This window comes from Bradyrhizobium sp. SZCCHNRI3052 (assembly GCF_032484895.1).
Lineage (GTDB): Bacteria > Pseudomonadota > Alphaproteobacteria > Rhizobiales > Xanthobacteraceae > Bradyrhizobium.
Genome location: NZ_JAUETW010000008.1, coordinates 344,465 through 367,210, shown reverse-complemented (window position 1 = coordinate 367,210; position 22,746 = coordinate 344,465). Strand labels below are relative to the sequence as shown.

The window sequence follows — 22,746 nt, the reverse complement described above, 5'->3', positions numbered from 1 at the left end:
CGCCAGCTGACAGGCCCGGCTCCAGCCGGCGAACGCGGTGGGCCGCCAGCTACACCACGCTTGGGGACACGATCCGCGGTCGAAGACCGAGAGTGGCGGCGAGATGTCGGCGCGCTCCCGCGGCAGGGCTCCCCATCCTGCCGCGAGCGCGGCTGAGGTCGCGAGAAATCGTCGATCGATCGACAGGCTCGCGCTTGCATTTGGTGCCGAGACAGTTTCGCTCATGGTGATGAACTCCTCCCAGGCCGATGAAAATCTGCGAGGAGACTATGGTCAGGTCATCGCGCAGCAAGGCGAAATAACAGACGCGATCTGCTGAAAAGCTGACAACACTGTGCGCCGTGCGACACCTTGCACCGTGCCGCGCCGTGATCTGCCGACGGCTTGTCGCCTTCATGCCGCTTAGCGAGTCGCCGTGGTCAAACGTGCATCGCGACGAAGGCGATAATGTCAATTTTGCCACTTCGGCCGCACAAAGAAATTGCACGTCGGGCGTCGTCGAGACCGTCAACACGACGTCGCATGGCGCTTCGACCAAGCGGATATCAACCTCATTTTGCCGTGGCGACGACGCGCGCGCTCCGGCTGTCGTCGCTCGATGTCCGATCGCAATGTCACGAAGCCGACGCTCCAAGCCAGCTCCATCCAAAAGCTCCCCATCGCCACGGCCTCGCACTCGCAGCATGTTGCCGCCACGTGTCGGGTTTTCGACAATCCACTGATACTAAAAACGAATGGCATATCGCTTGCAATGCACAATGCGCCTCGCTATTGCAGCGCAATAATTTTCTTGGAGTGCCCCAATGCTCGGAATCGGAAGCAAGCTGCCATCGTTTGAAATCGTCGGCGTGAAACCCGGCTTTCATCTTCAGGAAGAGAAGGGCGAGAGCGCCTTCGAGACCCTGACCGAGACCAGCTTCCCTGGAAAGTGGAAGATCATCTTCTTCTATCCGAAGGATTTCACCTTCGTCTGCCCGACCGAGATCGCCGAGTTCGCGCGCCTGGCGAAGGATTTCGCGGACCGCGATGCCGTCGTGCTCGGCGGCTCGACCGACAACGAGTTCTGCAAGCTCGCCTGGCGCCGCGACCACAAGGATCTGCACAAGCTGCCGATCTGGCAATTCGCCGACACCAAGGGCGCATTGGTCGACGGCCTCGGCGTCCGCTCGCCCGACGGCGTCGCCTACCGCTACACCTTCATCGTCGATCCCGACAACACCATCCAGCACGTCTATGCGACCAACCTGAATGTCGGCCGCGCTCCGAAGGATACGCTGCGCGTCCTCGACGCGCTGCAGACCGACGAGCTCTGCCCGTGCAACCGCGAAGTCGGCGGCGAGACCCTGAAGGTCGCCTGATCATGTCGATCGAGCAGCTGAAGGACCAGATCCCGGACTTCGCCAAGGACGTCAGGCTCAACCTGTCGTCCATGGCGTCCGACGAGACGCTGTCGCCGCAGGCCAAGTATGGCCTGTTCGTCGCCTGCGCGATTGCGACTCGCAATCCGAGCGTCGTTGCGGCCTTCGAATCGGTTGCGGCCGCGCAGCTGTCGCCCGCCGCTTTGGCGGCGGCGAAATCGGCCGCCGCGATCATGGCCATGAACAACGTCTACTACCGCTTCGTGCACCTTGCCTCGAACAAGGAGTACGCGACGATGCCGGCCCGGCTGCGGATGAACGTCATCGCCAACCCCGGCGTCGCCAAGGCCGATTTCGAGCTGTGGTCGCTCGCGGTGTCCGCCATCAACGGCTGCGGCACGTGCATCGATTCGCACGAGAAGGTCCTGCAGGATGCGGGCGTGCCCGCGGCCACGATCCAGACCGCCGTGCGCTTTGCCGCCATCATCCAGTCGGTTGCCGTTGCGATCGAAGCCGCTGGTGTGTCCGTCGCGCTGGCGGCGGAATAAGAATCGATCGGATATGTGAATGCGGCCGGCATTGTCCGGCCGCATTTGTCTTTCGCCATTTCTCGCCTGAGTTGCAGAATTTCCCGGCGCGCCTGCAACTCCTCGGTCCGCTAAGCCCCTGACCTCGCGGCAAAGTCGAGATGGCTGCGGCATCCTGATACTCCAACCGATCTTTCCGCAAAGCGCAGAACTCGCCCCCGGTCTCGCGCATTGCGAGTAGTCACCGATGCGGCGCGCCGGGAAATTTCCATCAAATAGCCTTACCTACTCACCCTTCCCGACAAGAACATTGATCAGCTTAGGGACCAAGCAACATCGATTGTGACCAGGGCGCGCGAAAACAATGGCGTGCATGTCGGAAGGAAACCGGACCTGTCGGTCTCGACGGAAGCGTTGATGCAATGTCCCCGATGTCGCATCATGTGCGCTTCGGTTGGACCGCGCGCGCCCGACGTCCTGAAGCTATCTCCCACGACCCGTTCGTCGGAGACAGGAGGCTAGTGATGAGTGCTCCAGATCAGAACGATCCGGCGAAACCAGCGCCGCCCTGGGCGAACGAAGAGCTCCGCAGATATGCGCCGCGCCGCCGCCAGACGGAGGCCGGCCCGACGGCATTCGATCCGCCCGCCGACGGCATCCCCCTGCCGCATCATCTGGTGTCCCGGCCAAGCTCCCTGCCGGCCCGGCCAGCGGCCCTTGACCTCGACGATGAGGAGGCCCACCGTGCCTGGAGCGCGAAGCTCGATCCCGTGGTGATGCCCCTGCCGCCGGAGGATCCGGACAAATCGTTGCGGCTGAGTAGCATCATCAAGATCGGTGCCGCCGTCGGCATCGCGGCCTCCATCGCCATGATGGTGGTCAACATGGTCTCCTTCGACAACAGCGCAGCGACACCGGGTGGCAAGAGCCCGATCATGCCGACCGCCGTGCTGGAAAGCCTGGCCCAGATCGATCCTGCGGAAGCCAAGGTCGCCCAGGACGACCCGCCGCAGACGGTCGCCGCGCTCGCGGCTCCCAGCAGTACAGAACTGGCGATGCGGCCATGGCCCTCGGCGCCCACGTCGCCTGCGCCGGCCGCGGCAGCACCGACGGTCTCGCCCCCCTCACCTGCGCTCCCGATGGCCTCGCCTCGCCCGACCGTTCCGTTGCCGCGAGACGAGGTCGATGCGCTGATGAAGCGTGGACGCGACCTGCTCGCCGCGGGCGACGTCGCCAGCGCGCGCCTGATCCTGACGCGGCTTTCCGACGCCGGGATTGCGGACGCCTCCCTCCTGCTCGCGCGCACCTATGACCCGGCCGAACTGACGAAATCGCGGTTGCTCGGTGCCGTTCCCGACGCAGCCAAGGCGCGCGCCTGGTATCTCAGGGCTGCGGAGCAAGGATCGCCGGAAGCCAGCCGACGCATCTCGGCTGCGCGCTAACGCATAAATCTCGGAGCGCTCGAGACGCGGCCCGGACCGCTCCCTGCGAGACGGGCGGCCGCGATCTGCTGCGCCGGAGAACCAAATATCGATGGGAGGACTGATGATGCACGGCATCCATGCTGCAGTTCGCGCCTGCTTGGCCGCCAGATGGAGCCGACGTCGCAGACCACGGGATGCAAAGAACAGCCCCCCTCGAGCAGCCGCATGCCTCGCGCTGGCTCTGTCCGCTCCGCTGGCGCTGACCGGACATCAAGCGGTCGCCGCGGACAACGAGATCCGCATCGGCAACACCATGCCCTACAGCGGCCCGGCTCTCGCCTATGGCGTCATCGGCAAGACGATCGCGGCCTACTTCAACAAGATCAATGCCGAAGGCGGCATCAACGGCCGGCGCGTCAACTTCATTTCCTACGACGACGGCTATGCGCCGCAGAAGACGGTCGAGATGACCCGCAAGCTCGTCGAGGAGGACAATGTCCTCCTGATGTTCGCCAGCCTGGGCACGGCTCCCAACCTGGCGGTCCGCCCTTATCTCAACGCCAACAAAGTCCCACAATTGTTCGTGGCATCAGGCTCCTCGCAATGGGACCAGCCCCACGACTTTCCGTGGACCATGGGCTTTCAGCCGAGCTACCAGGCCGAGGCGCACGTCTATGCCCAGTACCTGCTGGAGACCCACAGCCGCGGCAAGATCGCGCTTCTCTATCAGGACGATGATTTCGGCAAGGATTACGTCAAGGGATTGAAGGACGGCCTGGGTGGCAAGCTTCCGATCGTGGCGGAAGCCACCTACAAGGTGACGGACGCCAACGTCAATCAGCAGATCGCCACGTTGAAGGCATCCGGCGCCGACATCTTCTACGACGTGACCACGCCCAAGTTCGCCGTGATGGCGATCCGCCGCGCGGCCGAGCTCGGCTGGCGTCCGGACCACATCATCTCGACGGTCTCGGAATCGGTCTCCGCCGTGATGCAGCCGGCCGGCCTGCAGAATGCCGAAGGCATCCTGTCCGCGGGCTATTACTACGAGGGCGAGGAGGCCGCGGCTGCAGGCGATCCATCCTACCGCGAATGGTCCGCCTTCATGGACCGCTATCTGCCGGACGTACCGAGGAGCAATGGTCTTGCGACCTTCGGCTACCTCGCGGCAAACGCGATGGTCGCAGTGCTGCGGAGTTGCGGCGACGACCTGTCGCGCGACAATATCATGAAGCAGGCGGCATCCCTGAAAAGCCTCAAATTGCCGATGCTGACGCCCGGCATCACCGTCAACACCAGCCCCCATGATCACGCGCCGCTGGAGCAGATGCAGATGATGCAGTTCACCGGCGGCAAGTGGCAGCGCTTCGGTCCGGTCCGGAGCGGTATCGATCCCGGCAGCGTCAGCGATTCCTTCAAGACCATCTTCCGTTACGGCACGGCGAAGCGCGATCTGGCCAACCAGCTGAATGCCAATACCGTCACGCTGATGACCGGCTCGTTCGGCAGCACCTACGCCAATATGGGCGCGGACCTCGCATCCGCGCTCGACAAGGGGACGGAGTTGCGCATCCTTCCCGTGATCGGCCGCGGCTCGGTGCAATCGGTCGCCGACATCCTGCTGCTGCGCGGCGTCGACGCCGGCATCATCCGCAAGGACACCTTGGCCTTTCTCGAGCGCAAGGACTTCGCCAACAACATCCGCGAACAACTGGTCTATGTCACCAAGCTGTTCAACGAGGAGATGCACGTGCTGGCGCCGAGATCGATCGCCAGCCTGAGCGAGCTCGACGGCAAGACCATCGCCGTCGACCTGCCCGACGGCGGCACCTTCGTCACCTCGATCAACGTGTTCGAGCGCCTCGGGATCAGGCCACATCTGCTCTATATCGAGCCGCGGCTGGCGCTGGACATGCTGCGCAGGGGCGACATAGACGCCATCATCACGGTCGAGGGCAAGCCGGTGCAATGGCTGAGTCAGGTCAGCGATCCCAATCTGCATCTGGTGCCCGTCGACTACGACAAGGCTCTGCACGACGACTATCTGCCGGCGCAATTGTCCGCCGAGGACTATCCGAACCTCGTCGGCGCCTCGGCGCCGGTGAACACGATCGCGGCCGAGGCCGTGCTGGCGTCGTTCAACTGGCCGGCCGGCAGCGACCGTCACCGCCGGCTGTCTCTGCTGGTCGAAGCCTTCTTCAGCAACATGCAGACGCTGCAACGGCCGCCATACCACCCGAAATGGCAGGAGGTGGCGCCGCTGGCGCCGATCGCCGGCTGGACACGGTTCAAGACGGCACAGGACTGGCTCGATCGCAATACGCCGCCTCCCCAGATGCTGGGGGCGAACGCACAGGCCAACGATCTGCAGGCTAGCGGCGTATCGGCCGATCCCCGGCTGTTCCGTGAATTCATGGAATGGCGAGCCAACCGCCAGAAGCGCGCCGCTCCGCGGCACCCACAGTAGCCGGGTCGTGCGGTCAAGCCGTGGCCGAGGCAGGGCTGATCCGCACCTGCACGTCGCAGGGACGCGCGAGGTAGGGCGCCGAGGTGACCAGCACGTCTGCCCCCGCCGCAGCATAGGCAGCGGCGTTCTGCGCATTCACGCCACCCGCGGCCGCAATGATCGGCCGCCGCGGCAGCGCCGCGCTGATGGCGATACGCTCCGTCAGCGCAGCGATGTCGGCAGGCGAAAATTTCTCGGCCTGGATGACGTCGAAGCCGGCCACGGCGGCGGCGACGGCCTGCTCGACCGTGGTGACCTCGATCACGAGCCGCTTCTCCGGCGCGCTCCGCCGCAACCGCTCGGCGACATCGGCAAGCGGCGCATCGCCGAGAAACGCCCGGTGTTCCGGAAACACCAGCACCGACTCCGACAGGCCGAGCCGATGCATCACCGCGCCACCCGCCTTCACCGCGGCAACGGCGAACGGCTTGGTTCCGGGGACGTTCTTGCGCGTGCAGGCGACCACAATGCCAGGCCTGATCGCGCGCGCCGCGCCGACGATCGCAGCCGCCCCGGTGGCGACGCCTGACCAGATCTCGATGAGCGTCTGCGCCACCTTCCAGCTCCGCAACAGGCCTGCCGCCGCGCCCTCTGCACGTAGGATCGGGGCCCCCTCCTCCAGCACCATTCCGCTGCCGGCGAACAATTCGACATGGCAGCCCGTGAGCTCGATCAAGGCCGCCGCGTCCTCGGCTAGGGCCAATACCATGCGGCCGCGCGCAGCGAAGTGCATCAGGCCCGGCTCGGCGCCGATCCCGAGCGTCTCCGTCGTCAGGTCGCCATAGGGGACATCGTCGCGGAGCAGCGCTTCCAGATCATGGTGCGTAGCGGTGGTCGGCGCGCGCGACATCTGCTCTTTCTCCACAGGCTGCATCCTCTATATAAACCCTGGTCGCCGCCCGCCCCCGATCGCCAGGCCCCGCATGATCCCGCACGATCTTCCTGCTTCCGCCGAGCCCAATCAGCCCCGTCTCGCCGCCATTCTCTACGGACCGGGCGACGACGCCGATGCCTTGCTGGACGCCTTTGCCCAGGAGCTGCTGCAACGGGGCGTCCGCGTCGGCGGCATCGTTCAGCGCAATACGAGAGACGAAGTCGGCAAGAAAAGCGGAATGGACGTGATCGATCTCGCCAATGGCGACACGATCTCGATCTGTCAGGACCTCGGCACCGGATCGACGGCCTGCAAGCTCGACACCGCGGGCCTTGCCGAAGCCGGCATGGCCGTTCACCGCGCCATCGCGGCCCATGCCGACCTCATCGTGATCAACAAGTTCTCCAAGCAGGAGGCTTCCGGAAGCGGGTTGCGCGGCGAGCTGGCCGACGCAATCACGTCAGGGATTCCGGTGCTGACGGCGGTGCCGCAGAAATGCATCGACGACTGGCGGACCTTTGCGGGCGATTTCGGCACGCTGCTCCAGCCGTCGCTTTCCGCGATGGAAACCTGGTGGCTCGACCTGCGCGCGCGACAGGCGTCGCGCGGCTGATCGGCGCAGCAATTCGGCGCCACGCTTCTATTTGCCGATCATCACATCCGACGACTTGATGACGGCGGAGACGCTGTCGCCGACGGCAAGCGCGAGTTCGTCCACCGCCTCGTTGGTGATCGCCGAGAAGACTGTCAGTCCCGGGGCGAGCTCCACCTTGACGTGGGCGGTGGTCGTTCCCTTTTCAACCGAGATGATTCGTCCCGGTAAGACATTTCGTGCGCTCAGCTTCACGTGCTGTTCCTCATCCGTTGCAGCCTCGTTGCTGCTGCTCAATGTAAACAGAACGCGTGCCAGAACTCAATGACCTATATCAAACACAATACAGGATTGATGATCCGGCGCTGCGTTTGCGGCACCCCGTCGACCGGCATGATCCGACGGCGTCAGCCGAACTTGAACAGCACGCCGTAGCCGCCGCGCGGATAGCTCCACTCGATGTCGCCGCTGGCCTCGCCGATGACCCGGCAGGTGCCGCATTCGATGCAGCCGTCGACCGTGATCTCGACCTGGCCCTTGTCGTTGAGTTCGTAGCAGCGTGCCGGGCAGGCCTTGAGAAGCGCCTTCAACTGCGGCGTCGGCGTGGTATGCGGACGGACCTTGATATGGGCCCGGCCGGGATCGACCTGATAGCGATTATAGAACAGCTTGTCTTCGACCCTGACTGCGACGTCCGTGCTCATGTCTGATCTCCCTCGCCTGAGCTGTTTCGTTCATTCACCAATCATCGCCACGCCCGAGCAAACCTGAAGGCGTCACCGAACAGGCCGGTCCATGACCTTGCATTCACGAAGGAGCGCACGGTGCTGCTTTCCTTCTCCTTCTTCGGCGTGCCGTCGACGCGCACGAAGTTCTGCATCGCCTTGGAGACGAGCTGCGGATAGGTCAGGAAGAAGTTCTGCGACTGGTTGTGCAGCAGCGCCGGCATGTCCTTGTATTTCTTCAGGTCCTTGATGACGAAGGAGTCCTCCAGCATCTTCTTGTAGAGCGCGAGGTTCTCCTTGGTCATCGGATCGCGGCGCGACTTGACCTGGAAGATCGCCTCGGCCGCGATGCGCCCCGAGGTCATCGCGAGATTGGATCCCTCGCGGTGGACGGCATTGTTGAGCTGGGCGGCATCGCCGACCACCACCCAGCCATCGCCGCAGAGCTGCGGGATCGCGTTGTAGCCGCCCTCGGGAATCAGGTGCGCCGAGTACTCCTTGACTTCCGACCCCTCGATCAGCGGCGCCACCGACGGATGCTGCTTGAACCGCTCGAGCAGGCCGTATGGCGTCTCGCCGGTCTTCTGGAAGTCGGAGACGAGGCAGCCGATGCCGAGCGAAATGCACTCCTTGTTGGAATAGATGAAGCCCATGCCGGTCATGCCGCGGGAAATCGTGCCGACGGCCTCGATGACGGCCCCTTCGTCGCCCTTCAGGTTGAAGCGCGCCTCGATCGTTTCGCGCGGCAGGAAGTGCATCTCCTTGACCGCGAGAGCGACGTTCTCCGGCTTCGGCCGCTCGCGCAGGCCGGCGCGGGTTCCGAGCAGGCCGTTGACGCCCTCGGCCAGCACGACGACGTCGGCATGGATCTCACCATCGCGCCGATCGGTTCTGACGCCGATCACCTTGCCATAGGCATCCTGCGCGAGCTCGGTCACGGTGGTCTCGCACAGCACGGTGGCGCCAGCCTCCTTGACCTTGGACGAGAACCATTTGTCGAACTGGGCGCGGATGATCGTGTAACGGTTCGGCTTTTCCTCGTTGAAGTCGTCCGACTTGTAGTGCAGGCCGACATGCGACTTGTCGTCGAGCATCCAGAAGCGCTGCTCGACCAGATGGCGTTCCAGCGGCGCTTCCTCGCGGAAGTCCGGAATCAGCTTCTCCAGCATGTCGGCGTAGAGGATCGCGCCCTGCACGTTCTTGGAGCCGGAATACTCGCCGCGCTCGAGCTGCAGCACCTTCATGCCGCGCTTGGCCATGGTCAGCGCAGCCGCATTACCGGCCATGCCGGCACCCACGACGATCGCGTCGAAACGTTCCTCGATCATTGCCCTGCTCCCTCTCTGGTGCCTAGCTTGCGATGCGATCGCGCGAATGCGGCGACAGACGCGCGCGGAATGCCTCCGTCAGCGCGGGCAGCAGCCGGATCGCATCGGTGACGATGCCGACATGCGCGAAGTCGAAGATCGGCGCGTTCTTGTCGGTGTTGATGGCAACGATCAGGTCGGCGCCCTCGACACCGACCCGATGCTGGATCGCGCCGGAGATGCCCGCGGCGATGTAGAGCTTGGGCCGAATGGTCTTGCCGGTCTGGCCGATCTGGCGATCCGAGGTCACCCAGCCCTTCTGCACCAGCGGCCGCGAGCAGCCGAAGTCGGCGCCGAGCACCGCGGCGAGCCCCTTGACGAGCTGGAAGTTCTCCGGCGAGCCAAGCCCGAGCCCGCCCGCCACGACGATGTCGGCATAGGCGAGATTGGACTTGGCGGAATCGCGATCCGGAATGAAGGACAGCACCTTGGTGACGATGTCCTCCTCGACGAGACCGAGCTTGTGCTCGATGATGCGACTGGCGGGTTTCTCGACGCGGTCCGGCATCGACATCACGCGCGGGCGGACGGTGGCCATCTGCGGCCGATAGTTCAGCGTGTAGATCGTGCAGAGCAGCGAGCCGCCGAAGGTCGGACGCGTCGCAGCCAGCGAGCCGTCGGCATCGACGTCGAGTTCGGTGCAGTCGGCGGTCAGACCCGTGAGCAGCGTCGTCGCGACGGAGCCGGCGAGGTCGCGGCCGAGCGTGGTGGCGCCGAGCAGCAGGATCTCCGGCTTGAAGGTGTTGACGACGTCGGTCAGCGCCTTGGTGTAGGCTTCGTTGCGATAGTCGGTGAGAACGCCGTCCGCGACGATGTAGGCGAGATCGGCGCCATAGCAGAACGACTCCGCGGCAGCATGCTGCACGGCCTCTCCGGGAGGACCGATCACGACGGCCGCGAGATCGACCTTCAGCTTGTCGGCAAGCTTGCGTCCGGCGCCCATCAGCTCCCAGGATACCGGGTGGACCTGGCCGCGCTCCTGCTCGATGAACACCCAGACGTGCTTGTAGGCCTTGAAATGCTCGGGCAGCTCCTTCTTGGTCGCGGCGCGACCGGCTGCGGCGGGCGGTGCTTTGGTGGGTTCGCTCATGATCGTCGTCCCTTGGTCCGTCAAAAGCCGTCTGGATCAGAAGCCGTGCGCTGACGTCGTCAGCTCGGCTTCGAGCTTCGGCTGCCGCTTGAACAATTCCTCGATCAGGGCGTCGGCCGGCGCGCGACTCGAGAAGTCGACCATGGTTGCCTTCTCCGCCCGGGCCGACGGCGCGAAGACCCGCTTCACGATGGTCGGCGAGCCCTTCAAGCCGCACTTCGAGATGTCCTCGACGCCGGCGTCCTTGGCGCTCCAGGTGACGATCTGAGCGCGCGCCGCACGGAGCGCATCGGCCATGGCGCCGCGGCGGATCTCGTTGGTCGCCTCGAGCATCGTCACCAGGCACGGCAGCTTGGTCTTCAGCACTTGAACGCCCCCCTCGGAGCGGCGCTCGGCTTCGATGGTGCGCGCGACAGGATCGACCTCGCGGATCTTCGCCACATAGGTCAGTTGCAGCAGGCCCAGCCGCTTGGCGATGCCCGGGCCGACCTGGGCGGTGTCGCCGTCGATCGTCTGCTTGCCGGTGAACACGATGTCGGGCGCGCCAAAGGTCTCGCTGACCTTGCGAATGGCTGTCGCCAGCGCATAGGTGGTCGCCAGCGTGTCGGCGCCGGCGAAGAAGCGATCGGTCAGCAGCACGGCGCGGTCGGCGCCGTAGGTCAGCGCCCGGCGCAGCGAGTCCTCGGCGGACGGCGGTCCCATGGTCAGCACCGTCACTTCGCCGCCGAACTTGTCGCGCAGTTGCAGCGCCGCCTCGAGCGCAAACAGGTCGTAAGGGTTGATGATGGTCGGCACACCCTGGCGCATGATGGTGTTGGTCACCGGATGAACGCGGATCTGCGCGGAGTCCGGAACCTGCTTGATGCAGACGACGATATGCATGCGATCACTCCGGGTGTGTAGTCCTGCGATCAGGACAGCAATTGTCGTACCAGTTTCGGCCGCGATGATTATCGGCACGGATTCAACACCTTGGCGCATGAACCCGATCTGCTTCTGAAAACTCGCCGACGAGGTCCGACACGTCGCAAGCAACACGCGTCGGGAATGCGACAGGAACTTGAAAGCGCACGGCTCGCCTGAAAGCAGAAGCGCCGCCAGTCGTGCTGGCGGCGCGCGGGAGCGATCGTCAGTTCATGCGCTACTTGAGCGTCGTCAGCGACACGAACGGCTTTGGAGCCGGCTTCGGCGGCGCCACCGCCTCCTTGAGCACCTTGAACACCCGCTGATCGAGCGGCGTCGAGACGAGGAAGTCCTGATAGGCCTGCTCCAGGAACGATTTGCAGCGGGCTGCGACGTCCTCACTGGAAACGCCGGAGAAGTCCTCGCTGACGAGGTACTGCCCCATCCGGCGGAGGATATGCAGCCGGCAGACGTTGAGCACCTTGGGATCGTAGTCGACACCGAGCAGCTTGAAGAACTCCTCGGCCGCGGAGGTCTTCTTCAGTTCGTCCAGAACGTTCGGCGTTGCCGCAGTCATTGCTTTGCTCCTTGACTCGAAATCGGATCAACCTCGCAGAAGGAGGTCGGCGCCGGAGCCGGCGGTCCCTGGCGTATCTTCTGCCTGATGTGGGCGAGCTGCGCTTCGAGGAACTCGATCCGGTCCAGCATCACGGAAAGGGCCTCACCGACCGGATCAGGCATCAGATGATGATCCAGATCGATCCGTCCGACAGTCCGCCGATGGGTGAACTCAGGCCGCACCACCTTGGCGGGGATCCCGACCACCGTGACGTCGGGCGGTGTGCTCTGGATGACGACGGAGTTGGCACCGACGCGGGTCCGCGGACCGATGGTGATCGGTCCGAGAATCTTGGCGCCGGCGCCGACGACGACACCGCTGTCCAGCGTCGGATGCCGCTTGCCTGGCGACCACGACGTACCGCCCAGGGTGACGCCGTGATACAACGTGACATCGTCGCCGACCTCCGCGGTCTCGCCGATCACGACGCAGGCGCCATGATCGATGAAGAAGCGGCGGCCGATTTCGGCGCCCGGATGAATGTCGACATTCGACAGGAAACGTCCGAGCCACGACAACAAGCGCGCCGGAAAACGCCAGCCGCGGATCCACAGCCGATGCGCCAGGCGGTGCCAGATCAGCGCGTGAATGCCGGGATAGGTCAGCAGTGTCTCGATTTCGCTGCGCGCCGCCGGATCGCGCGAGCGGACACACGCAATGTCCTCGCGGATCAGGCGAAGCAGCGAGGGCCGGCTCGCCTCGACGACGATCGGCTCTGCAATGGGGGTGTCGACGATGTCGCTCATGATCAGGCAAAGCTCGCCAGCGGGTGATCGCAGACTTCGCGCCAGATGGCCGCAACGGCCTCCTTCGGCACCGGTCCCTTGTGAGTGACGGCATGCCTGCGCACGCGCGCCAGGATGCGCTGGGCCTGGTCGACGCTCGCCGGCAGCCGCAAATCCGACAGCAGCGAGGTGATCGCCGACAGCCCGGAATGCTTCCCGATCACGATCCGATTGGAGCGGCCGAACAGTACCGGATCGAGCGCCTGGTAGGTGCGCTGATCCTTCAGCAGGCCGTCGACGTGAATGCCGGATTCATGGGTGAAGACGTGCTCGCCGACGATGGCCTTGTTGAGTGGAATGGCGCGTGCCGCGGCGGCCGCCACGACATTGGCGACGTGATCGAGTTCGGCCAGCACGATGCCGGTCTCGCGCCGGTAGAGCTGCCGCAGCGCGACCGCGACCTCTTCCAGCGGGGCATTGCCGGCACGCTCGCCGAGGCCGATCACGGTGACCGACGCATGGGTCGCGCCCGCCTTGACCGCCGCCAGCGTGTTGGCGGTGGCAAGACCGAGATCGTCATGGCCGTGAAACTCGATCTCCAGGTTCGTGGTCGCACGCAAGGCGCCGACCAGGGCTGACGTCGCGTCGGGATCGAGCACGCTCAGCGTATCGGCGACGCGGAAGCGTCGGGCACCGAGCGACTTCGCGGTCGCGATCACCTCGGCGAGAAAGCCGACATCGGCGCGCGACGAATCCTCACCGCCGACGGCAACGGCCAGTCCGCGGCTTCGCGCATAGCCGACCACGCGCTTGAGCAGCTCCAGCGCGGCGCTGCGGCTGCCGCCGAGCTTGGCGGCGATCTGCACGTCGGATGTCGGGATGGAGACATTCACCATCGAGACGCCGGCCGCGATCGCCGCATCGACATCCGCCTCGCGCATCCGGCACCAGCCGATGATGGTCGCGGGCAGACCGGCCTCGACGATCGCCCTGATCGCCGCGATCTCGTCGGCCCCCATCGCCGGCGTGCCGGCCTCGATCTCGGGAACGCCGGCACGGGCGAGCGCACGAGCGATCGCGACCTTCTCTCCGAGGGCGAAGGCGACGCCCGGCGCCTGTTCGCCGTCGCGGAGCGTGGTATCGTTGAGGATGACCCGGGGCATCGGGCTCCCCGAGGCTGTGCCCCCGTGGGCAGAGCCGGCATCTCGGGCATTCCTAGACCCGCGCTGTCCGGAGACGTCTGGCATTCACTCGCTCCGTCGCAACCTGTGTGCGGCCGCCAGAAGCACGACGCTCCGTTGCGGCCTGCCATTCACTCAGCAACGGCCATGCCACCGCCGGACACCACGCCAACCAATTGAATATCTGATTGTTTTTCCAACGCCCCGAATTGTCGGATTCGTAACAGCGTCGGACATCGAACGTCGAACGTCGACGCAGAGAGACATGCCCGCGCAGCGCCTGGACCGCGTGGCGACCTGCGCTGCCGTCAGGCGTGACGCCTGCGGCGCAGATGAATGACGATGTCGATCCGCTCCATGCCATAACCCGGCAGCGGCTCGGGCATCTGCTCGAACGCGACCTGTCCGGGCACATCGACGAGCGCGCCTTCGTCCTCGTAGAAGAAGTGCGGGTGCACGGTCGTATTGGTGTCGAAGAACGATTTCGAGCCGTCCACGCCAATTTGGCGCAGCAGGCCCAGCTCCACGAACTGGTTGAGCGTGTTGTAGATGGTGGCCTGCGAGATCTTCATGCCCGAAGCAACGGCTGCGGCATAGAGCGCGTCGGCGGTGATGTGGCGGTCACCGCCGCCGAACAGAATCCGGCTCAGTTGCTGACGCTGCTGGGTGGGGCGCAACCCGGCCCGGCGCAGCGCGTCCTCGCATCGACGCATCAGGATCTCGCCAGCTTCGCAGGTCTCCGCCTGAGGACAACGTCCGCCGTCGGAGTTGCACGGGGATCCAAGCTGGCTGTCCATCAACATCATCACGGTCCTCGAACTCACATCGCGGCGCCCGCCGCCTCCCGCAGCGCCACCTCGCGCCGCCGTTCGGCCATCCGGCTCTCGCCGCTCTCCTCCCCGAAGCAGAGCTGGAAGTCGTTGCACTGGGTACAGACCGGCGTCGTGCACATCACGAAGCCATCATCCTCGCACAGCATGCGGTAGAAGAAGCGCTTCCAGCGCATGTTGCTGGTGTTGCGGCTCGCCAGCGGCGCGAAGTGACGCATCAGCAGGCGCGACAATTCGGAGCGCTCGCGCAGGCCCAGGTCTTCCCAGAGATGGTTGGGCTCCATCGCGCGACGCGCCACCATGGCCGCGAGCCAGCGGCCGACCTCGCCGTCCGTGGAGCGCTGCGCGGCGAGCAGATCGCGCACCATCGTGATTTCGTCCTCGTCCGGCGCGGCCACGGCCCCGGTGATCGGCAGCCATGAGGAGTCGATCGAGGCTGCCGGAAACAACTGCGCCAGCAGTGCGATCAGTTCGACGGTCGAAAGCCCCGCGCGCTCCGCCAGCGCGCCATGCTCCATCGCTGAAACGGCGAGAACCGATGCGATGACGTGACGATCGAAACCGATGTCACTGTCGATCAGCGCCTCGTCGGGATCGACGCCGGTCAGCAGGCGGTAAATCTGGCGGCCGTGATGCGGCGCGTTCTCTTCGCAGGAGCCGTTGCGCGGCGACGGTTGCAGGCCGGCAGCGACGGACTCCGAGACGCCCACGATTGCGATGGTCATAGCTTGATCCCCTGCCGCGCGCCGACGGGACATGCGATGAGGTACCGGCCTTCCGACGGGAGGAAGGCCGGTACCAAGACTGCTTAAGCCGTTGCGGCGAGTTCGGCGGCAGTCTTTCCGATCTGGGTTTCGTCGACGGCCTTCATGATGCCGTGCTCCATCAGCATGTCCTCGAGCTCGTCCATCGTGATCGGGGTCGGGATGATGCCCTTGCCGCCGTTGTTGTGGATCTTCTGCGCCAGCGAGCGGTAGTGCCCGGCCTGGACCGAATCCGGCGCATATTCCAGCACGGTCATGCGGCGCAGCTCGGCGTGCTGCACGATGTTGTCGCGCGGCACGAAGTAGATCAGCTGGGTGCCGAGCTTCTTGGCGAGAGCCTCCGCCAGCTCCAGCTCCTTGTCGGTCTGACGCTCGTTGCAGACCAGGCCGCCCAGGCGCACGCCGCCGGAATTCGCATATTTCAGGATGCCCTTGGAGATGTTGTTGGCGGCATACATCGCCATCATCTCGCCGGACATCACGATGTAGATTTCCTGCGCCTTGTTCTCGCGGATCGGCATCGCGAAGCCGCCGCACACGACGTCGCCGAGCACGTCGTAGGACACGTAGTCGATGTCCTCATAGGCGCCGTTCTCTTCCAGGAAGTTGATCGAGGTGATGACGCCGCGGCCGGCGCAGCCGACGCCCGGCTCCGGACCGCCGGACTCGACGCAGCGGATGTCGCGATAGCCGACCTTCATGACCTCCTCGATCTCGAGGTCCTCGACGCTGCCGGCGGCAGCAGCCAGGCTCAGGATCGTGTCCTGCGCCTTGGCGTGCAGGATCAGGCGGGTCGAATCCGCCTTGGGGTCGCAGCCGACGATCAGGATCCGATGACCCATCTCGGCGAGCGCCGCGAGCGTGTTCTGCGACGTCGTCGATTTGCCGATGCCGCCCTTGCCGTAGAATGCGATTTGTCGAAGTGATGACATTCTGCTCTCCATCAACCGATTGCCAATGTCCCGCATGCGCCTTGCATCGCGAGACCGCGTCCTCTCTCCAGAACCGGCAGACGGGTTGTTGGGAAGGAGAGCATCGCTCGTCCGGAGCGTCGGCGTGCACTCAGCCCTCAACCATTGCCTGAACCCGGTTTTGCAACGGCTGTGCCAGCACGCGCACAGGGCCAAAACGATCATGTTTTAAAGGAGATGCGGAGCAATCCGGGCGCGATTGCGAGTTGTTGCAAACCCGACATCGGAATGCTTCGCAAGATGCGACGACGCGCGGCGCTGTCCGAAACGACACAACAGCGGTAGCTTTTCAGCCGGGCGGTGCCCGGAACGAGATTTGCTAGATCCCCTCTGCAGCCCTGCGGCACAGACGCTGACAACGTTGAGGAGGATGCCATGCAGATCGGAGTGGAGACGGCCAAGGCAGTGGACCAGCGGCGCGTGTTCGTGATCGACGACGACGAGATCACGCGCGCGGCCCTGCAGTTCATGTTGCACGATGAAATCGAGACCCACGAATTGGCGACGCCGGAGGAGGCGTACGAGAAGGGCGTCGACTGGCTGGCACCGAACGTGGTGCTGCTCGGGGTTTCCTTCCTGAAGCAACGCGGCCCCGAGCTCGTCCGCGAGATCCTGGCGAAGTTCAAGGGCGTGCGCATTCTGATCGTGACCGCCAAGGCCGACGAGGCGATCGCGATCGAAGGTCTCAAGGCCGGCGCGCATGGCGCCGTGGTCAAGCCGCTCACGATCGAGGCGGTGCGCAAGAAGGTCGACACCATTCTCGGCCGCGCCGGCGGCGCGCAGCTGGTCCAGCTCGGCGGTGCCTGACGTGACGACCGTCGTCTTCTACGAGAAGCCGGGCTGCGGCACCAACGCCCGGCAGAAGCTGATGCTGACGCGAGCAGGCCACGATGTCATCGCCAGGAACCTCTTGACCGAACCCTGGACGGGCGAGCGGCTGCGCACATATTTCGCCGGGACCCCCGTCTGGGCCTGGTTCAATCCGGCCTCGCCGCGCGTGAGATCGGGAGAGATCGAGCCAGAGACGATCGAAGCCGTCGCGGCCATCGACCTGATGCTCGAGGATCCGCTGCTGATCCGCCGGCCATTGATCGAAGCCGGCGGCCGGTGCTGCGCCGGCTTCGATCGTGAACCCGTCATCTCGCTGCTTCGGCAGGGCGACGGTCTGGAGGATGTCCAGGGCTGCACGCGTCCGGATGGGTCGACACCTTGTCCGGAGCCGCGTTGAGCGGCTCCGTTCTGCAAGCTCAGCGCTTCAACACCATGACCAGGCGATCGACACGCTTGCCCTGCTTGAAGTGGGATTCGACGATCTCGTCGATATCCTCCGGCTTGGTCGGTCGATACCAGACGCCGTCCGGATAGACCACCATCATGGGTCCGGCGCTGCAGAAGCCGAAGCAGCCGGCGGCGGTGACGCCGATATCCGTCAGCCGCTGCGCCTCGATGGTCTTGGTCAGCCGGTCCCACAGCGGCTGCACGCCGAGCCCGCCGCAGCTGCCGCGCGGATGCCCGGGCGGGCGCTGCGTCAGGCAGACGAAGGCGTGATGTTTGTAGAGCTGCGGAATCTCGAATGCGTCATCCGCCTCGGCGACATTGGCATCGCTCATGACGCAGACGCCTTGATGCCCTTGTCGGCGAGCAGGGTCGCGAGCTCACCGGCCTGGAACATCTCGCGCACGATGTCGCAGCCGCCGACGAATTCGCCCTTCACATAGAGCTGCGGAATGGTCGGCCAGTTGGAGAACTCCTTGATGCCCTCGCGGATGAAGGGATCGGCGAGCACGTTGACGCTCTCGTAAGCCACGTCGAGCTTGGCCAGGATCTGTGCCACCGCGGCGGAGAAGCCGCATTGCGGCGCCGCCGGCACGCCCTTCATGAACAGCACGATGTCATTGCTGTCGATCAGCTTCTGAATGCGTTCGGATGTCGACATAGACTGGATCCTTTCCCTGAATGCGACCGATCAGCCCGGCCGCAACGATCATTTCGGCAATGACGTCTCGAGCGCCAGCGCATGCAGCACGCCGCCCATCTGACCCTTGAGAGCCGAATAGACCATCTGATGCTGTTGCACCCGGCTCTTCCCGGCGAAAGCCTGTGAGGTGACGCGCGCCGAATAATGGTCGCCATCGCCCGCCAGATCCTCGATCACGACGACGGCATCCGGGAACGCCTCCTTGATCAGACGCTCGATGTCCGTTGCTGCCATCGCCATCGCTGCCACTCCCGCTGGATTGATGAAGGCCTCATGCAAGCTCCGAACCAGTGATTTGCTCGCCGCAATCGCCGTCTCGCCGGCATCTGACGACGCGTCCACGCCAATTCGCCAAGCGTTGCGTCGTCTTTGCGACATCGGCCGCGGCGGAGCGAAGAGGCGACGTGCAAAATCCAACATCGGCCCGCTCTTCCGCCCGCCTCCTGCCGGCTCCGGCGCTGCTGCACCCGCGCGAAAACGGTCCGCGTCTTGCAATGATTTGATCGAGGTCAATGCAGATGCTCGAACTCGTCAGCGAACCCGACACGATCAACTTCGGCGATCTGCCGCAAGAGATCGATGCGCTTTTGCAACAGGGCGTGGCGGCGTATCGCCGCGACCACGCGCAGGCGGATCGGCTGTTTCGCCAGGCGCTGGCGACCGCTCCGCAGCAGCTTCCGACCTACTTCTGTCTGTACAAGATTCACACCTATCAAGGCCATCTCGACGAGGCAGAGGCGGTCGCCGAGCTGGGCCTTGCGGAAGCGGCGCGCCAGGCCGGCTGGCCACGGGATTGGCGGCACTGGACGCCGCATGATCCGCTGCCGGATGGCGCCGGCCGCTTCGCGCTCTACACGCTGAAGGCCCTCGCCTTCATCCATCTGCGCAAGACTGATTCCGACGGAGCAGCCGAAATGCTCGCGGCGCTGCGGCGACTCGATCCCACCGGCGCCGTCGGATGGCCGGTCGTCGCCGCGCTGGCCGAGGGGCTCGGTTCGGAATGAGGCGACGCCATGCATGAGCGAAACATGACTCGAATTCCAACGACCATCCCCCGGTGCGAACCAGAATCATGAGAGGAACCAACGCATGATGACCATGCACGCCCCGCCCCCTCCTTCCCCGGCGCAGAACGCCGTAGCGACCGGCTCCCAGAGTGCAGCCGAGAGCGTGATTGCAGCGTTGCGAACGGTCTATGACCCGGAGATTCCGGTGAACGTCTACGATCTCGGGCTGGTCTATCGAATCGCGCACGAGGGCGGCGGCGCGGTCGAGATCGACATGACCCTGACGGCGCCCGGCTGTCCGGTCGCAAGCGAGATCGTCCGAATGGTGGAGGACGCCGTACAGGCCGTCGACGGTGTGGTGTCGGTCAAGGTCACCCTTGTCTTCGAGCCGCCATGGGACAAGTCGCGCATGTCCGAAGAGACCGCCCTGGAGCTGGGTTTGTTGTAACGCGCGCCAACCGCGCAACGGAAGCAGGAGCATCACATGCCTACGGCGAGCACGATCAAGCTGACCGCCAGCGACGGCCATACCTTTCAGGCGTTTCGTGCCGATCCCGCCGACGCGCCAAAGGGGGCGATCGTCGTCCTGCCGGACGGCGCCGACGCTGCCGGCAAACTACGCAAGGTCGCCGATACTTTCGCCGCGAGCGGCTATGTCGTGATCGCGCCGGAGCTGTCGCCTCCCACCGCGATCGAAGCGGCAACGGAGGGCGAGCCGGCCGAGAGCGTGCCGGATCCGGCCGCACCGCTGCTCGCCGAGATCCAGTCAACGGTCGACAGCGTCAAGGACTGCGGCAAGGTGGCGGTGGTCGGCTTCGGCGCCGGGGGCGGTCTCGCCTATGACGCGGCCAACCGCGTCTCCGGCGTGGCCTGCGCAGTGAGCTACTACGCGACCGGTGTCGTCAACGCGGCCGGCGCCAAGCGCAAGATTCCGACGCTGCTCCATTTCGGCGAGGCCGACATCGTCGTGCCGTTCGCGGAGGTGACCATGTTCCGCGCCTATCATCCCGAGGTCAGCGCGTTCTCCTATCCGAATGCCGCGCATGCGTTCGACGGTGACGGCGAGACCTATGATGAATCTGCAGCTGCGCTGGCACATGACCGGACCCTGGCGTGGATCTCGCAATATGTCGTCGGGCAGCCGCCGATCACGCTGAAGAACGCCGGCGCCTATGCGCTCGCCAAGACCGACAAGAAAAAGAAGAAGAAAGCCGACGACGACATGGGACCGCTGGCCGATTGACAATCCGATGGAGTGAGAGCACCGCGATGCTGCCGACCACCATCCTGATCGACGAGCGGCCACGTTGCGTCGTGCGCCCCAACGACACCAAGGATCTCAACCGCTTCATCCGCAACGGCAAGCCTTTTCTGCTTGCCGAGGTGCCGGACGGCAGAATCACGCATCGCAATGCCAGCGAGGTCGAGATGATGCAATGGCAGAACGCCCTGGCGCTACACCGCGCCTGGGGTGGCGACGACGAGACCTTCTTCGGCGTGCCGTTGTATTAGTTGGATTGCGTAAGGTCGGCAAAGGCGCCACGGACGGCAGTGAATTGCACCATCGGAAGATCGCCATGCCCACCTTTCTGGTCCATCTTTTTCTGGTCCATCTTGCAGGCGAGACCGCCGGTGGGCGCGTTTCGCTTGGTCCAGCCTACGCGTCACGCCCTCTCCGTCATTGCGAGCGCAGCGAAGCAATCCAGGGTAACGCGGGCGACTCTGGATTGCTTCGTCGCCTTCGTCTCCTCGCAATGACGTCACCGCAGGCTCACGGCCGCGCGGCCCGAGCATCGTGCGGGTTGCCGGCGTGGTTGCGCATCCAGTCGGCGAGCTTGGTCATGGCGGCGTCGACATCCTGACGGGCCTTGACGTCGCTGACAGTCTCCTCGAGCGCGCCGCGCATGCACAGCAGCCAGGCGTCGCGCTCGGCATTGCCGATGGCAAAGCCCATGTGACGCTGGCGCAGCCGCGGATGGCCCTTCTCGGGCGAATAAAGCTTGGGGCCGCCCAGCCATTCGGAGAGATAGCGCTTCAGGATGTGCTTGATCGGCCCGAGATTGCGGCCGTGCATCTCGCGGATGCCCTTGGCCTCCGGCAGCGTATCCATTCGGTGGTAGAAGGATTCGACGAGACGGTCCACGACAACCGCTCCGCCGATCCGCTCATAGGGGGTCGCGACCGGCCCTGCGTCCGGAGTTCCGGTCTCTGAAGTCCCAGCGTCCGCCATCCGACCAGTCCGCCCTCTACTCATCCAAGCTCGGCTGCAGGATCACCTCGGCCGGAGCGCCCGGGCCCTGCTCGTCCACAAGCTGAAGCGCATCGACACGCGACAATCCGCCGCCGCTGTCCATCAGCACGATAGCGTCCTTCGGCATGCTTGCAAGAGCCTCGATCAGCTTGGCGACAGTCACGAGGCCTCCTTCACCGACGCATCCTGACCGGCGATGGGCGCGCCGGTCTCGTCAAAATTCAGCGTCACCGGATCCTCGTCGAGCATGACGATCTCGGCCCGGCTCAACGCCCCGCTGGCATGGTAGCTGTAGCTGTGCGTGAGCTCGATCTCGCCATAGACGATCTTTTCGAATCCGGTCAGCACGCCCGCGGCATCGAAATAGCCGCGGATGAACGTGTTGCGGTTCGACAGCTGCTCCGGCGCAATCGCAGTCACCAGCCGCAGCGGCAGCTTGACGCCCGTGTAGGAGACGAAGAATCGGCACGCCTGTCCCGCATCGGTGCTCATGCTGCCGACCGTGTCACGAGACAGCCGCTGTCTTCAGGGCCTCGATCTGCTCACGAGCCACCTTGAACACGCCGCGGCCGCCGGCGAAGGTCTGATAGGCCTTCATGCCGATGGCCTCGCTGAGCTTGTCGAACCACTGCTGCGGCGTCAGCCCGACCGGCCGCTCGCTGATCTCGGCGACCGTGCCATCATTGGCAAAGCGGACATGAAGCGTCAATTTGTCCATGTGATCCTCCTGTTACAGACCCGAGCCGAAGCCCAGAAGCTCGATCTTGACGTTCTCGGTGCCGAGGATCGTCGCCTGGCAGGCGAGCCGCGACTTCGAGCCGACGCCGACGATGGTGTCGAGCTTCTCGTTCTCGAGCTTGGTGACCTTCGACACGCCCTTGCGTCCCTCCTGCAGGAAGATGTGGCAGGAGCCGCACTTTGCCTGGCCCTCGCATTTGTGCGGGATCTCGACCTCGGCGCCGAGCAGCGCTGCCAGAATGGTGGTGCCCTCGCCCACCTCGATCGTCTTGCCGGAGGGCATTACCGTCAATGTCGCCACTTGGATTCTCCTTTT

The 22,746-nt window shown here is 64.8% G+C and carries 32 protein-coding genes; 11 read left to right on the top strand and 21 right to left on the bottom strand.

The window, feature by feature from the left end; genetic code table 11:
* On the bottom strand, positions 1-225 hold a 225-nt coding region (locus QW887_RS23015; protein WP_316195025.1), incomplete at its 3' end, for a hypothetical protein.
* A gap of 578 nt (positions 226-803) precedes the next feature.
* On the opposite strand from QW887_RS23015, the gene QW887_RS23010 reads away from it, so the two are divergent.
* The 4 genes from QW887_RS23010 (at position 804) to QW887_RS22995 (ending at position 5,776) form a co-directional block, all read left to right on the top strand.
* Complete coding sequence (locus QW887_RS23010) at positions 804-1,358, top strand: peroxiredoxin (RefSeq protein ID WP_315713058.1); 555 nt, start codon at positions 804-806, stop codon at positions 1,356-1,358.
* 2 nt (positions 1,359-1,360) lie between these two features.
* Entirely contained in the window at positions 1,361-1,906 is a 546-nt protein-coding gene (locus tag QW887_RS23005; protein WP_315768812.1) for a carboxymuconolactone decarboxylase family protein, read from the top strand.
* A 503-nt stretch (positions 1,907-2,409) separates the two neighbouring features.
* Entirely contained in the window at positions 2,410-3,327 is a 918-nt protein-coding gene (locus QW887_RS23000) for a sel1 repeat family protein (protein ID WP_316184297.1), read from the top strand.
* A 103-nt stretch (positions 3,328-3,430) separates the two neighbouring features.
* Positions 3,431-5,776, top strand: coding sequence for an ABC transporter substrate-binding protein (locus QW887_RS22995; RefSeq protein ID WP_316195028.1), 2,346 nt, complete (start codon positions 3,431-3,433; stop codon positions 5,774-5,776).
* Between the two features lie 13 nt (positions 5,777-5,789).
* Here QW887_RS22995 and modD read toward each other — a convergent pair whose 3' ends face one another.
* Positions 5,790-6,665 carry a ModD protein gene (modD, locus tag QW887_RS22990; RefSeq protein ID WP_316183883.1) on the bottom strand — a complete coding sequence of 292 codons (876 nt, stop codon included), beginning with the start codon at positions 6,663-6,665 and terminating at the stop codon, positions 5,790-5,792.
* A gap of 73 nt (positions 6,666-6,738) precedes the next feature.
* Here modD and QW887_RS22985 point away from each other — a divergent pair, with 73 nt between their 5' ends.
* Positions 6,739-7,302: a DUF2478 domain-containing protein gene (locus QW887_RS22985; RefSeq protein WP_315768941.1), complete on the top strand. Its 564-nt coding sequence runs from the start codon at positions 6,739-6,741 to the stop codon at positions 7,300-7,302.
* Positions 7,303-7,329: 27 nt separating this feature from the next.
* On the opposite strand, the gene QW887_RS22980 is transcribed toward QW887_RS22985, so the two are convergent.
* From QW887_RS22980 to nifH, 11 genes are all read right to left on the bottom strand, one after another.
* Complete coding sequence (locus tag QW887_RS22980) at positions 7,330-7,536, bottom strand: molybdopterin-binding protein (RefSeq protein WP_315713067.1); 207 nt, start codon at positions 7,534-7,536, stop codon at positions 7,330-7,332.
* A gap of 152 nt (positions 7,537-7,688) precedes the next feature.
* Positions 7,689-7,985 carry a ferredoxin family protein gene (locus QW887_RS22975; protein WP_172112536.1) on the bottom strand — a complete coding sequence of 99 codons (297 nt, stop codon included), beginning with the start codon at positions 7,983-7,985 and terminating at the stop codon, positions 7,689-7,691.
* A gap of 41 nt (positions 7,986-8,026) precedes the next feature.
* Positions 8,027-9,334 carry an FAD-dependent monooxygenase gene (locus QW887_RS22970; RefSeq protein ID WP_315768820.1) on the bottom strand — a complete coding sequence of 436 codons (1,308 nt, stop codon included), beginning with the start codon at positions 9,332-9,334 and terminating at the stop codon, positions 8,027-8,029.
* 22 nt (positions 9,335-9,356) lie between these two features.
* Complete coding sequence (locus tag QW887_RS22965; RefSeq protein ID WP_316195024.1) at positions 9,357-10,463, bottom strand: electron transfer flavoprotein subunit alpha/FixB family protein; 1,107 nt, start codon at positions 10,461-10,463, stop codon at positions 9,357-9,359.
* Positions 10,464-10,499: 36 nt separating this feature from the next.
* Positions 10,500-11,345 (bottom strand): electron transfer flavoprotein subunit beta/FixA family protein, encoded by an 846-nt coding sequence (locus QW887_RS22960; RefSeq protein WP_315713075.1) that lies wholly within the window; start codon positions 11,343-11,345, stop codon positions 10,500-10,502.
* A 259-nt stretch (positions 11,346-11,604) separates the two neighbouring features.
* Complete coding sequence (gene nifW, locus QW887_RS22955) at positions 11,605-11,943, bottom strand: nitrogenase stabilizing/protective protein NifW (RefSeq protein ID WP_315713078.1); 339 nt, start codon at positions 11,941-11,943, stop codon at positions 11,605-11,607.
* Positions 11,940-12,731, bottom strand: a complete 792-nt coding sequence (gene cysE, locus QW887_RS22950) for a serine O-acetyltransferase (RefSeq protein ID WP_315713080.1) — start codon at positions 12,729-12,731, stop codon at positions 11,940-11,942. Before cysE ends, nifW begins: the two co-directional genes overlap by 4 nt.
* Before the next feature lie 2 nt (positions 12,732-12,733).
* On the bottom strand, positions 12,734-13,873 hold the full coding sequence (gene nifV, locus QW887_RS22945; protein ID WP_315768822.1) for a homocitrate synthase: 1,140 nt from the start codon (positions 13,871-13,873) through the stop codon (positions 12,734-12,736).
* A gap of 326 nt (positions 13,874-14,199) precedes the next feature.
* Complete coding sequence (gene irrA / locus QW887_RS22940) at positions 14,200-14,694, bottom strand: iron response transcriptional regulator IrrA (protein WP_315713082.1); 495 nt, start codon at positions 14,692-14,694, stop codon at positions 14,200-14,202.
* A 17-nt stretch (positions 14,695-14,711) separates the two neighbouring features.
* Entirely contained in the window at positions 14,712-15,446 is a 735-nt protein-coding gene (locus QW887_RS22935; RefSeq protein WP_315768824.1) for a nitrogen fixation protein NifQ, read from the bottom strand.
* A gap of 83 nt (positions 15,447-15,529) precedes the next feature.
* Positions 15,530-16,417: a nitrogenase iron protein gene (gene nifH, locus QW887_RS22930; protein ID WP_315713086.1), complete on the bottom strand. Its 888-nt coding sequence runs from the start codon at positions 16,415-16,417 to the stop codon at positions 15,530-15,532.
* Positions 16,418-16,831: 414 nt separating this feature from the next.
* Between nifH and QW887_RS22925 the strand changes: the two genes are divergently transcribed.
* Both QW887_RS22925 and QW887_RS22920 read left to right on the top strand, forming a co-directional pair.
* Entirely contained in the window at positions 16,832-17,263 is a 432-nt protein-coding gene (locus QW887_RS22925) for a response regulator transcription factor (protein WP_315713088.1), read from the top strand.
* A gap of 1 nt (position 17,264) precedes the next feature.
* The gene (locus QW887_RS22920; RefSeq protein ID WP_315825162.1) at positions 17,265-17,684 is read left to right on the top strand and encodes an ArsC/Spx/MgsR family protein; all 420 of its coding nucleotides are present in this window, start codon (positions 17,265-17,267) and stop codon (positions 17,682-17,684) included.
* Between the two features lie 19 nt (positions 17,685-17,703).
* Here QW887_RS22920 and QW887_RS22915 read toward each other — a convergent pair whose 3' ends face one another.
* The 3 genes from QW887_RS22915 to QW887_RS22905 are packed head-to-tail and all read right to left on the bottom strand — an operon-like array spanning position 17,704 to position 18,674.
* A complete protein-coding gene (locus QW887_RS22915; RefSeq protein WP_315825163.1) occupies positions 17,704-18,066 on the bottom strand; it encodes a (2Fe-2S) ferredoxin domain-containing protein in 363 nt (120 codons plus the stop codon).
* Positions 18,063-18,392: a Grx4 family monothiol glutaredoxin gene (gene grxD / locus QW887_RS22910; RefSeq protein ID WP_315752861.1), complete on the bottom strand. Its 330-nt coding sequence runs from the start codon at positions 18,390-18,392 to the stop codon at positions 18,063-18,065. Before grxD ends, QW887_RS22915 begins: the two co-directional genes overlap by 4 nt.
* Positions 18,393-18,440: 48 nt before the next feature.
* On the bottom strand, positions 18,441-18,674 hold the full coding sequence (locus QW887_RS22905) for a BolA/IbaG family iron-sulfur metabolism protein (protein WP_006609694.1): 234 nt from the start codon (positions 18,672-18,674) through the stop codon (positions 18,441-18,443).
* A gap of 272 nt (positions 18,675-18,946) precedes the next feature.
* On the opposite strand from QW887_RS22905, the gene QW887_RS22900 reads away from it, so the two are divergent.
* The 4 genes from QW887_RS22900 to QW887_RS22885 all read left to right on the top strand — a co-directional run bounded on the left by QW887_RS22900 (position 18,947) and on the right by QW887_RS22885 (position 20,953).
* Positions 18,947-19,438, top strand: coding sequence for a hypothetical protein (locus QW887_RS22900; protein ID WP_315825164.1), 492 nt, complete (start codon positions 18,947-18,949; stop codon positions 19,436-19,438).
* 88 nt (positions 19,439-19,526) lie between these two features.
* Positions 19,527-19,889, top strand: coding sequence for an iron-sulfur cluster assembly protein (locus QW887_RS22895; RefSeq protein ID WP_315752901.1), 363 nt, complete (start codon positions 19,527-19,529; stop codon positions 19,887-19,889).
* Between the two features lie 36 nt (positions 19,890-19,925).
* A complete protein-coding gene (locus QW887_RS22890) occupies positions 19,926-20,684 on the top strand; it encodes a dienelactone hydrolase family protein (RefSeq protein ID WP_315825165.1) in 759 nt (252 codons plus the stop codon).
* A 26-nt stretch (positions 20,685-20,710) separates the two neighbouring features.
* Positions 20,711-20,953: a hypothetical protein gene (locus QW887_RS22885; protein ID WP_315752858.1), complete on the top strand. Its 243-nt coding sequence runs from the start codon at positions 20,711-20,713 to the stop codon at positions 20,951-20,953.
* A 259-nt stretch (positions 20,954-21,212) separates the two neighbouring features.
* Here QW887_RS22885 and QW887_RS22880 read toward each other — a convergent pair whose 3' ends face one another.
* From QW887_RS22880 to QW887_RS22860, 5 genes are read right to left on the bottom strand one after another with little or no spacing between them, the layout of a single operon-like run.
* Positions 21,213-21,671 (bottom strand): group II truncated hemoglobin, encoded by a 459-nt coding sequence (locus tag QW887_RS22880; protein ID WP_316195021.1) that lies wholly within the window; start codon positions 21,669-21,671, stop codon positions 21,213-21,215.
* Between the two features lie 16 nt (positions 21,672-21,687).
* Positions 21,688-21,855, bottom strand: a complete 168-nt coding sequence (locus QW887_RS22875) for a hypothetical protein (RefSeq protein WP_315752856.1) — start codon at positions 21,853-21,855, stop codon at positions 21,688-21,690.
* A complete protein-coding gene (locus QW887_RS22870) occupies positions 21,852-22,184 on the bottom strand; it encodes a DUF6156 family protein (protein WP_315752855.1) in 333 nt (110 codons plus the stop codon). The genes QW887_RS22875 and QW887_RS22870 overlap by 4 nt, the downstream gene beginning before the upstream one ends.
* Positions 22,185-22,197: 13 nt before the next feature.
* The gene (locus QW887_RS22865) at positions 22,198-22,410 is read right to left on the bottom strand and encodes a hypothetical protein (protein WP_315713111.1); all 213 of its coding nucleotides are present in this window, start codon (positions 22,408-22,410) and stop codon (positions 22,198-22,200) included.
* A 12-nt stretch (positions 22,411-22,422) separates the two neighbouring features.
* Positions 22,423-22,731: a 2Fe-2S iron-sulfur cluster-binding protein gene (locus QW887_RS22860; RefSeq protein ID WP_315752853.1), complete on the bottom strand. Its 309-nt coding sequence runs from the start codon at positions 22,729-22,731 to the stop codon at positions 22,423-22,425.
* Positions 22,732-22,746: the final 15 nt, after the last annotated feature.

Bases quoted from the DNA above. Each gene is read 5' to 3' on its own strand.
- QW887_RS23000 (WP_316184297.1), top strand. From the start codon at position 2,410: ATGAGTGCTCCAGATCAGAACGATCCGGCGAAACCAGCGCCGCCCTGG.
- QW887_RS22885 (WP_315752858.1), top strand. From the start codon at position 20,711: ATGCTGCCGACCACCATCCTGATCGACGAGCGGCCACGTTGCGTCGTG.
- cysE (WP_315713080.1), bottom strand. From the start codon at position 12,731: ATGAGCGACATCGTCGACACCCCCATTGCAGAGCCGATCGTCGTCGAG.
- QW887_RS23010 (WP_315713058.1), top strand. From the start codon at position 804: ATGCTCGGAATCGGAAGCAAGCTGCCATCGTTTGAAATCGTCGGCGTG.
- QW887_RS22890 (WP_315825165.1), top strand. From the start codon at position 19,926: ATGCCTACGGCGAGCACGATCAAGCTGACCGCCAGCGACGGCCATACC.
- QW887_RS23005 (WP_315768812.1), top strand. From the start codon at position 1,361: ATGTCGATCGAGCAGCTGAAGGACCAGATCCCGGACTTCGCCAAGGAC.
- QW887_RS22870 (WP_315752855.1), bottom strand. From the start codon at position 22,184: ATGAGCACCGATGCGGGACAGGCGTGCCGATTCTTCGTCTCCTACACG.
- QW887_RS22985 (WP_315768941.1), top strand. From the start codon at position 6,739: ATGATCCCGCACGATCTTCCTGCTTCCGCCGAGCCCAATCAGCCCCGT.
- modD (WP_316183883.1), bottom strand. From the start codon at position 6,665: ATGTCGCGCGCGCCGACCACCGCTACGCACCATGATCTGGAAGCGCTG.
- grxD (WP_315752861.1), bottom strand. From the start codon at position 18,392: ATGTCGACATCCGAACGCATTCAGAAGCTGATCGACAGCAATGACATC.
- QW887_RS22915 (WP_315825163.1), bottom strand. From the start codon at position 18,066: ATGAGCGATGCCAATGTCGCCGAGGCGGATGACGCATTCGAGATTCCG.
- QW887_RS22970 (WP_315768820.1), bottom strand. From the start codon at position 9,334: ATGATCGAGGAACGTTTCGACGCGATCGTCGTGGGTGCCGGCATGGCC.
- irrA (WP_315713082.1), bottom strand. From the start codon at position 14,694: ATGTTGATGGACAGCCAGCTTGGATCCCCGTGCAACTCCGACGGCGGA.
- QW887_RS22900 (WP_315825164.1), top strand. From the start codon at position 18,947: ATGCAGATGCTCGAACTCGTCAGCGAACCCGACACGATCAACTTCGGC.
- QW887_RS22925 (WP_315713088.1), top strand. From the start codon at position 16,832: ATGCAGATCGGAGTGGAGACGGCCAAGGCAGTGGACCAGCGGCGCGTG.
- QW887_RS22880 (WP_316195021.1), bottom strand. From the start codon at position 21,671: ATGGCGGACGCTGGGACTTCAGAGACCGGAACTCCGGACGCAGGGCCG.
- QW887_RS22935 (WP_315768824.1), bottom strand. From the start codon at position 15,446: ATGACCATCGCAATCGTGGGCGTCTCGGAGTCCGTCGCTGCCGGCCTG.
- QW887_RS22895 (WP_315752901.1), top strand. From the start codon at position 19,527: ATGACCATGCACGCCCCGCCCCCTCCTTCCCCGGCGCAGAACGCCGTA.
- QW887_RS22995 (WP_316195028.1), top strand. From the start codon at position 3,431: ATGATGCACGGCATCCATGCTGCAGTTCGCGCCTGCTTGGCCGCCAGA.
- nifH (WP_315713086.1), bottom strand. From the start codon at position 16,417: ATGTCATCACTTCGACAAATCGCATTCTACGGCAAGGGCGGCATCGGC.
- nifW (WP_315713078.1), bottom strand. From the start codon at position 11,943: ATGACTGCGGCAACGCCGAACGTTCTGGACGAACTGAAGAAGACCTCC.
- nifV (WP_315768822.1), bottom strand. From the start codon at position 13,873: ATGCCCCGGGTCATCCTCAACGATACCACGCTCCGCGACGGCGAACAG.
- QW887_RS22905 (WP_006609694.1), bottom strand. From the start codon at position 18,674: ATGGCGATGGCAGCAACGGACATCGAGCGTCTGATCAAGGAGGCGTTC.
- QW887_RS22960 (WP_315713075.1), bottom strand. From the start codon at position 11,345: ATGCATATCGTCGTCTGCATCAAGCAGGTTCCGGACTCCGCGCAGATC.
- QW887_RS22965 (WP_316195024.1), bottom strand. From the start codon at position 10,463: ATGAGCGAACCCACCAAAGCACCGCCCGCCGCAGCCGGTCGCGCCGCG.
- QW887_RS22975 (WP_172112536.1), bottom strand. From the start codon at position 7,985: ATGAGCACGGACGTCGCAGTCAGGGTCGAAGACAAGCTGTTCTATAAT.
- QW887_RS22865 (WP_315713111.1), bottom strand. From the start codon at position 22,410: ATGGACAAATTGACGCTTCATGTCCGCTTTGCCAATGATGGCACGGTC.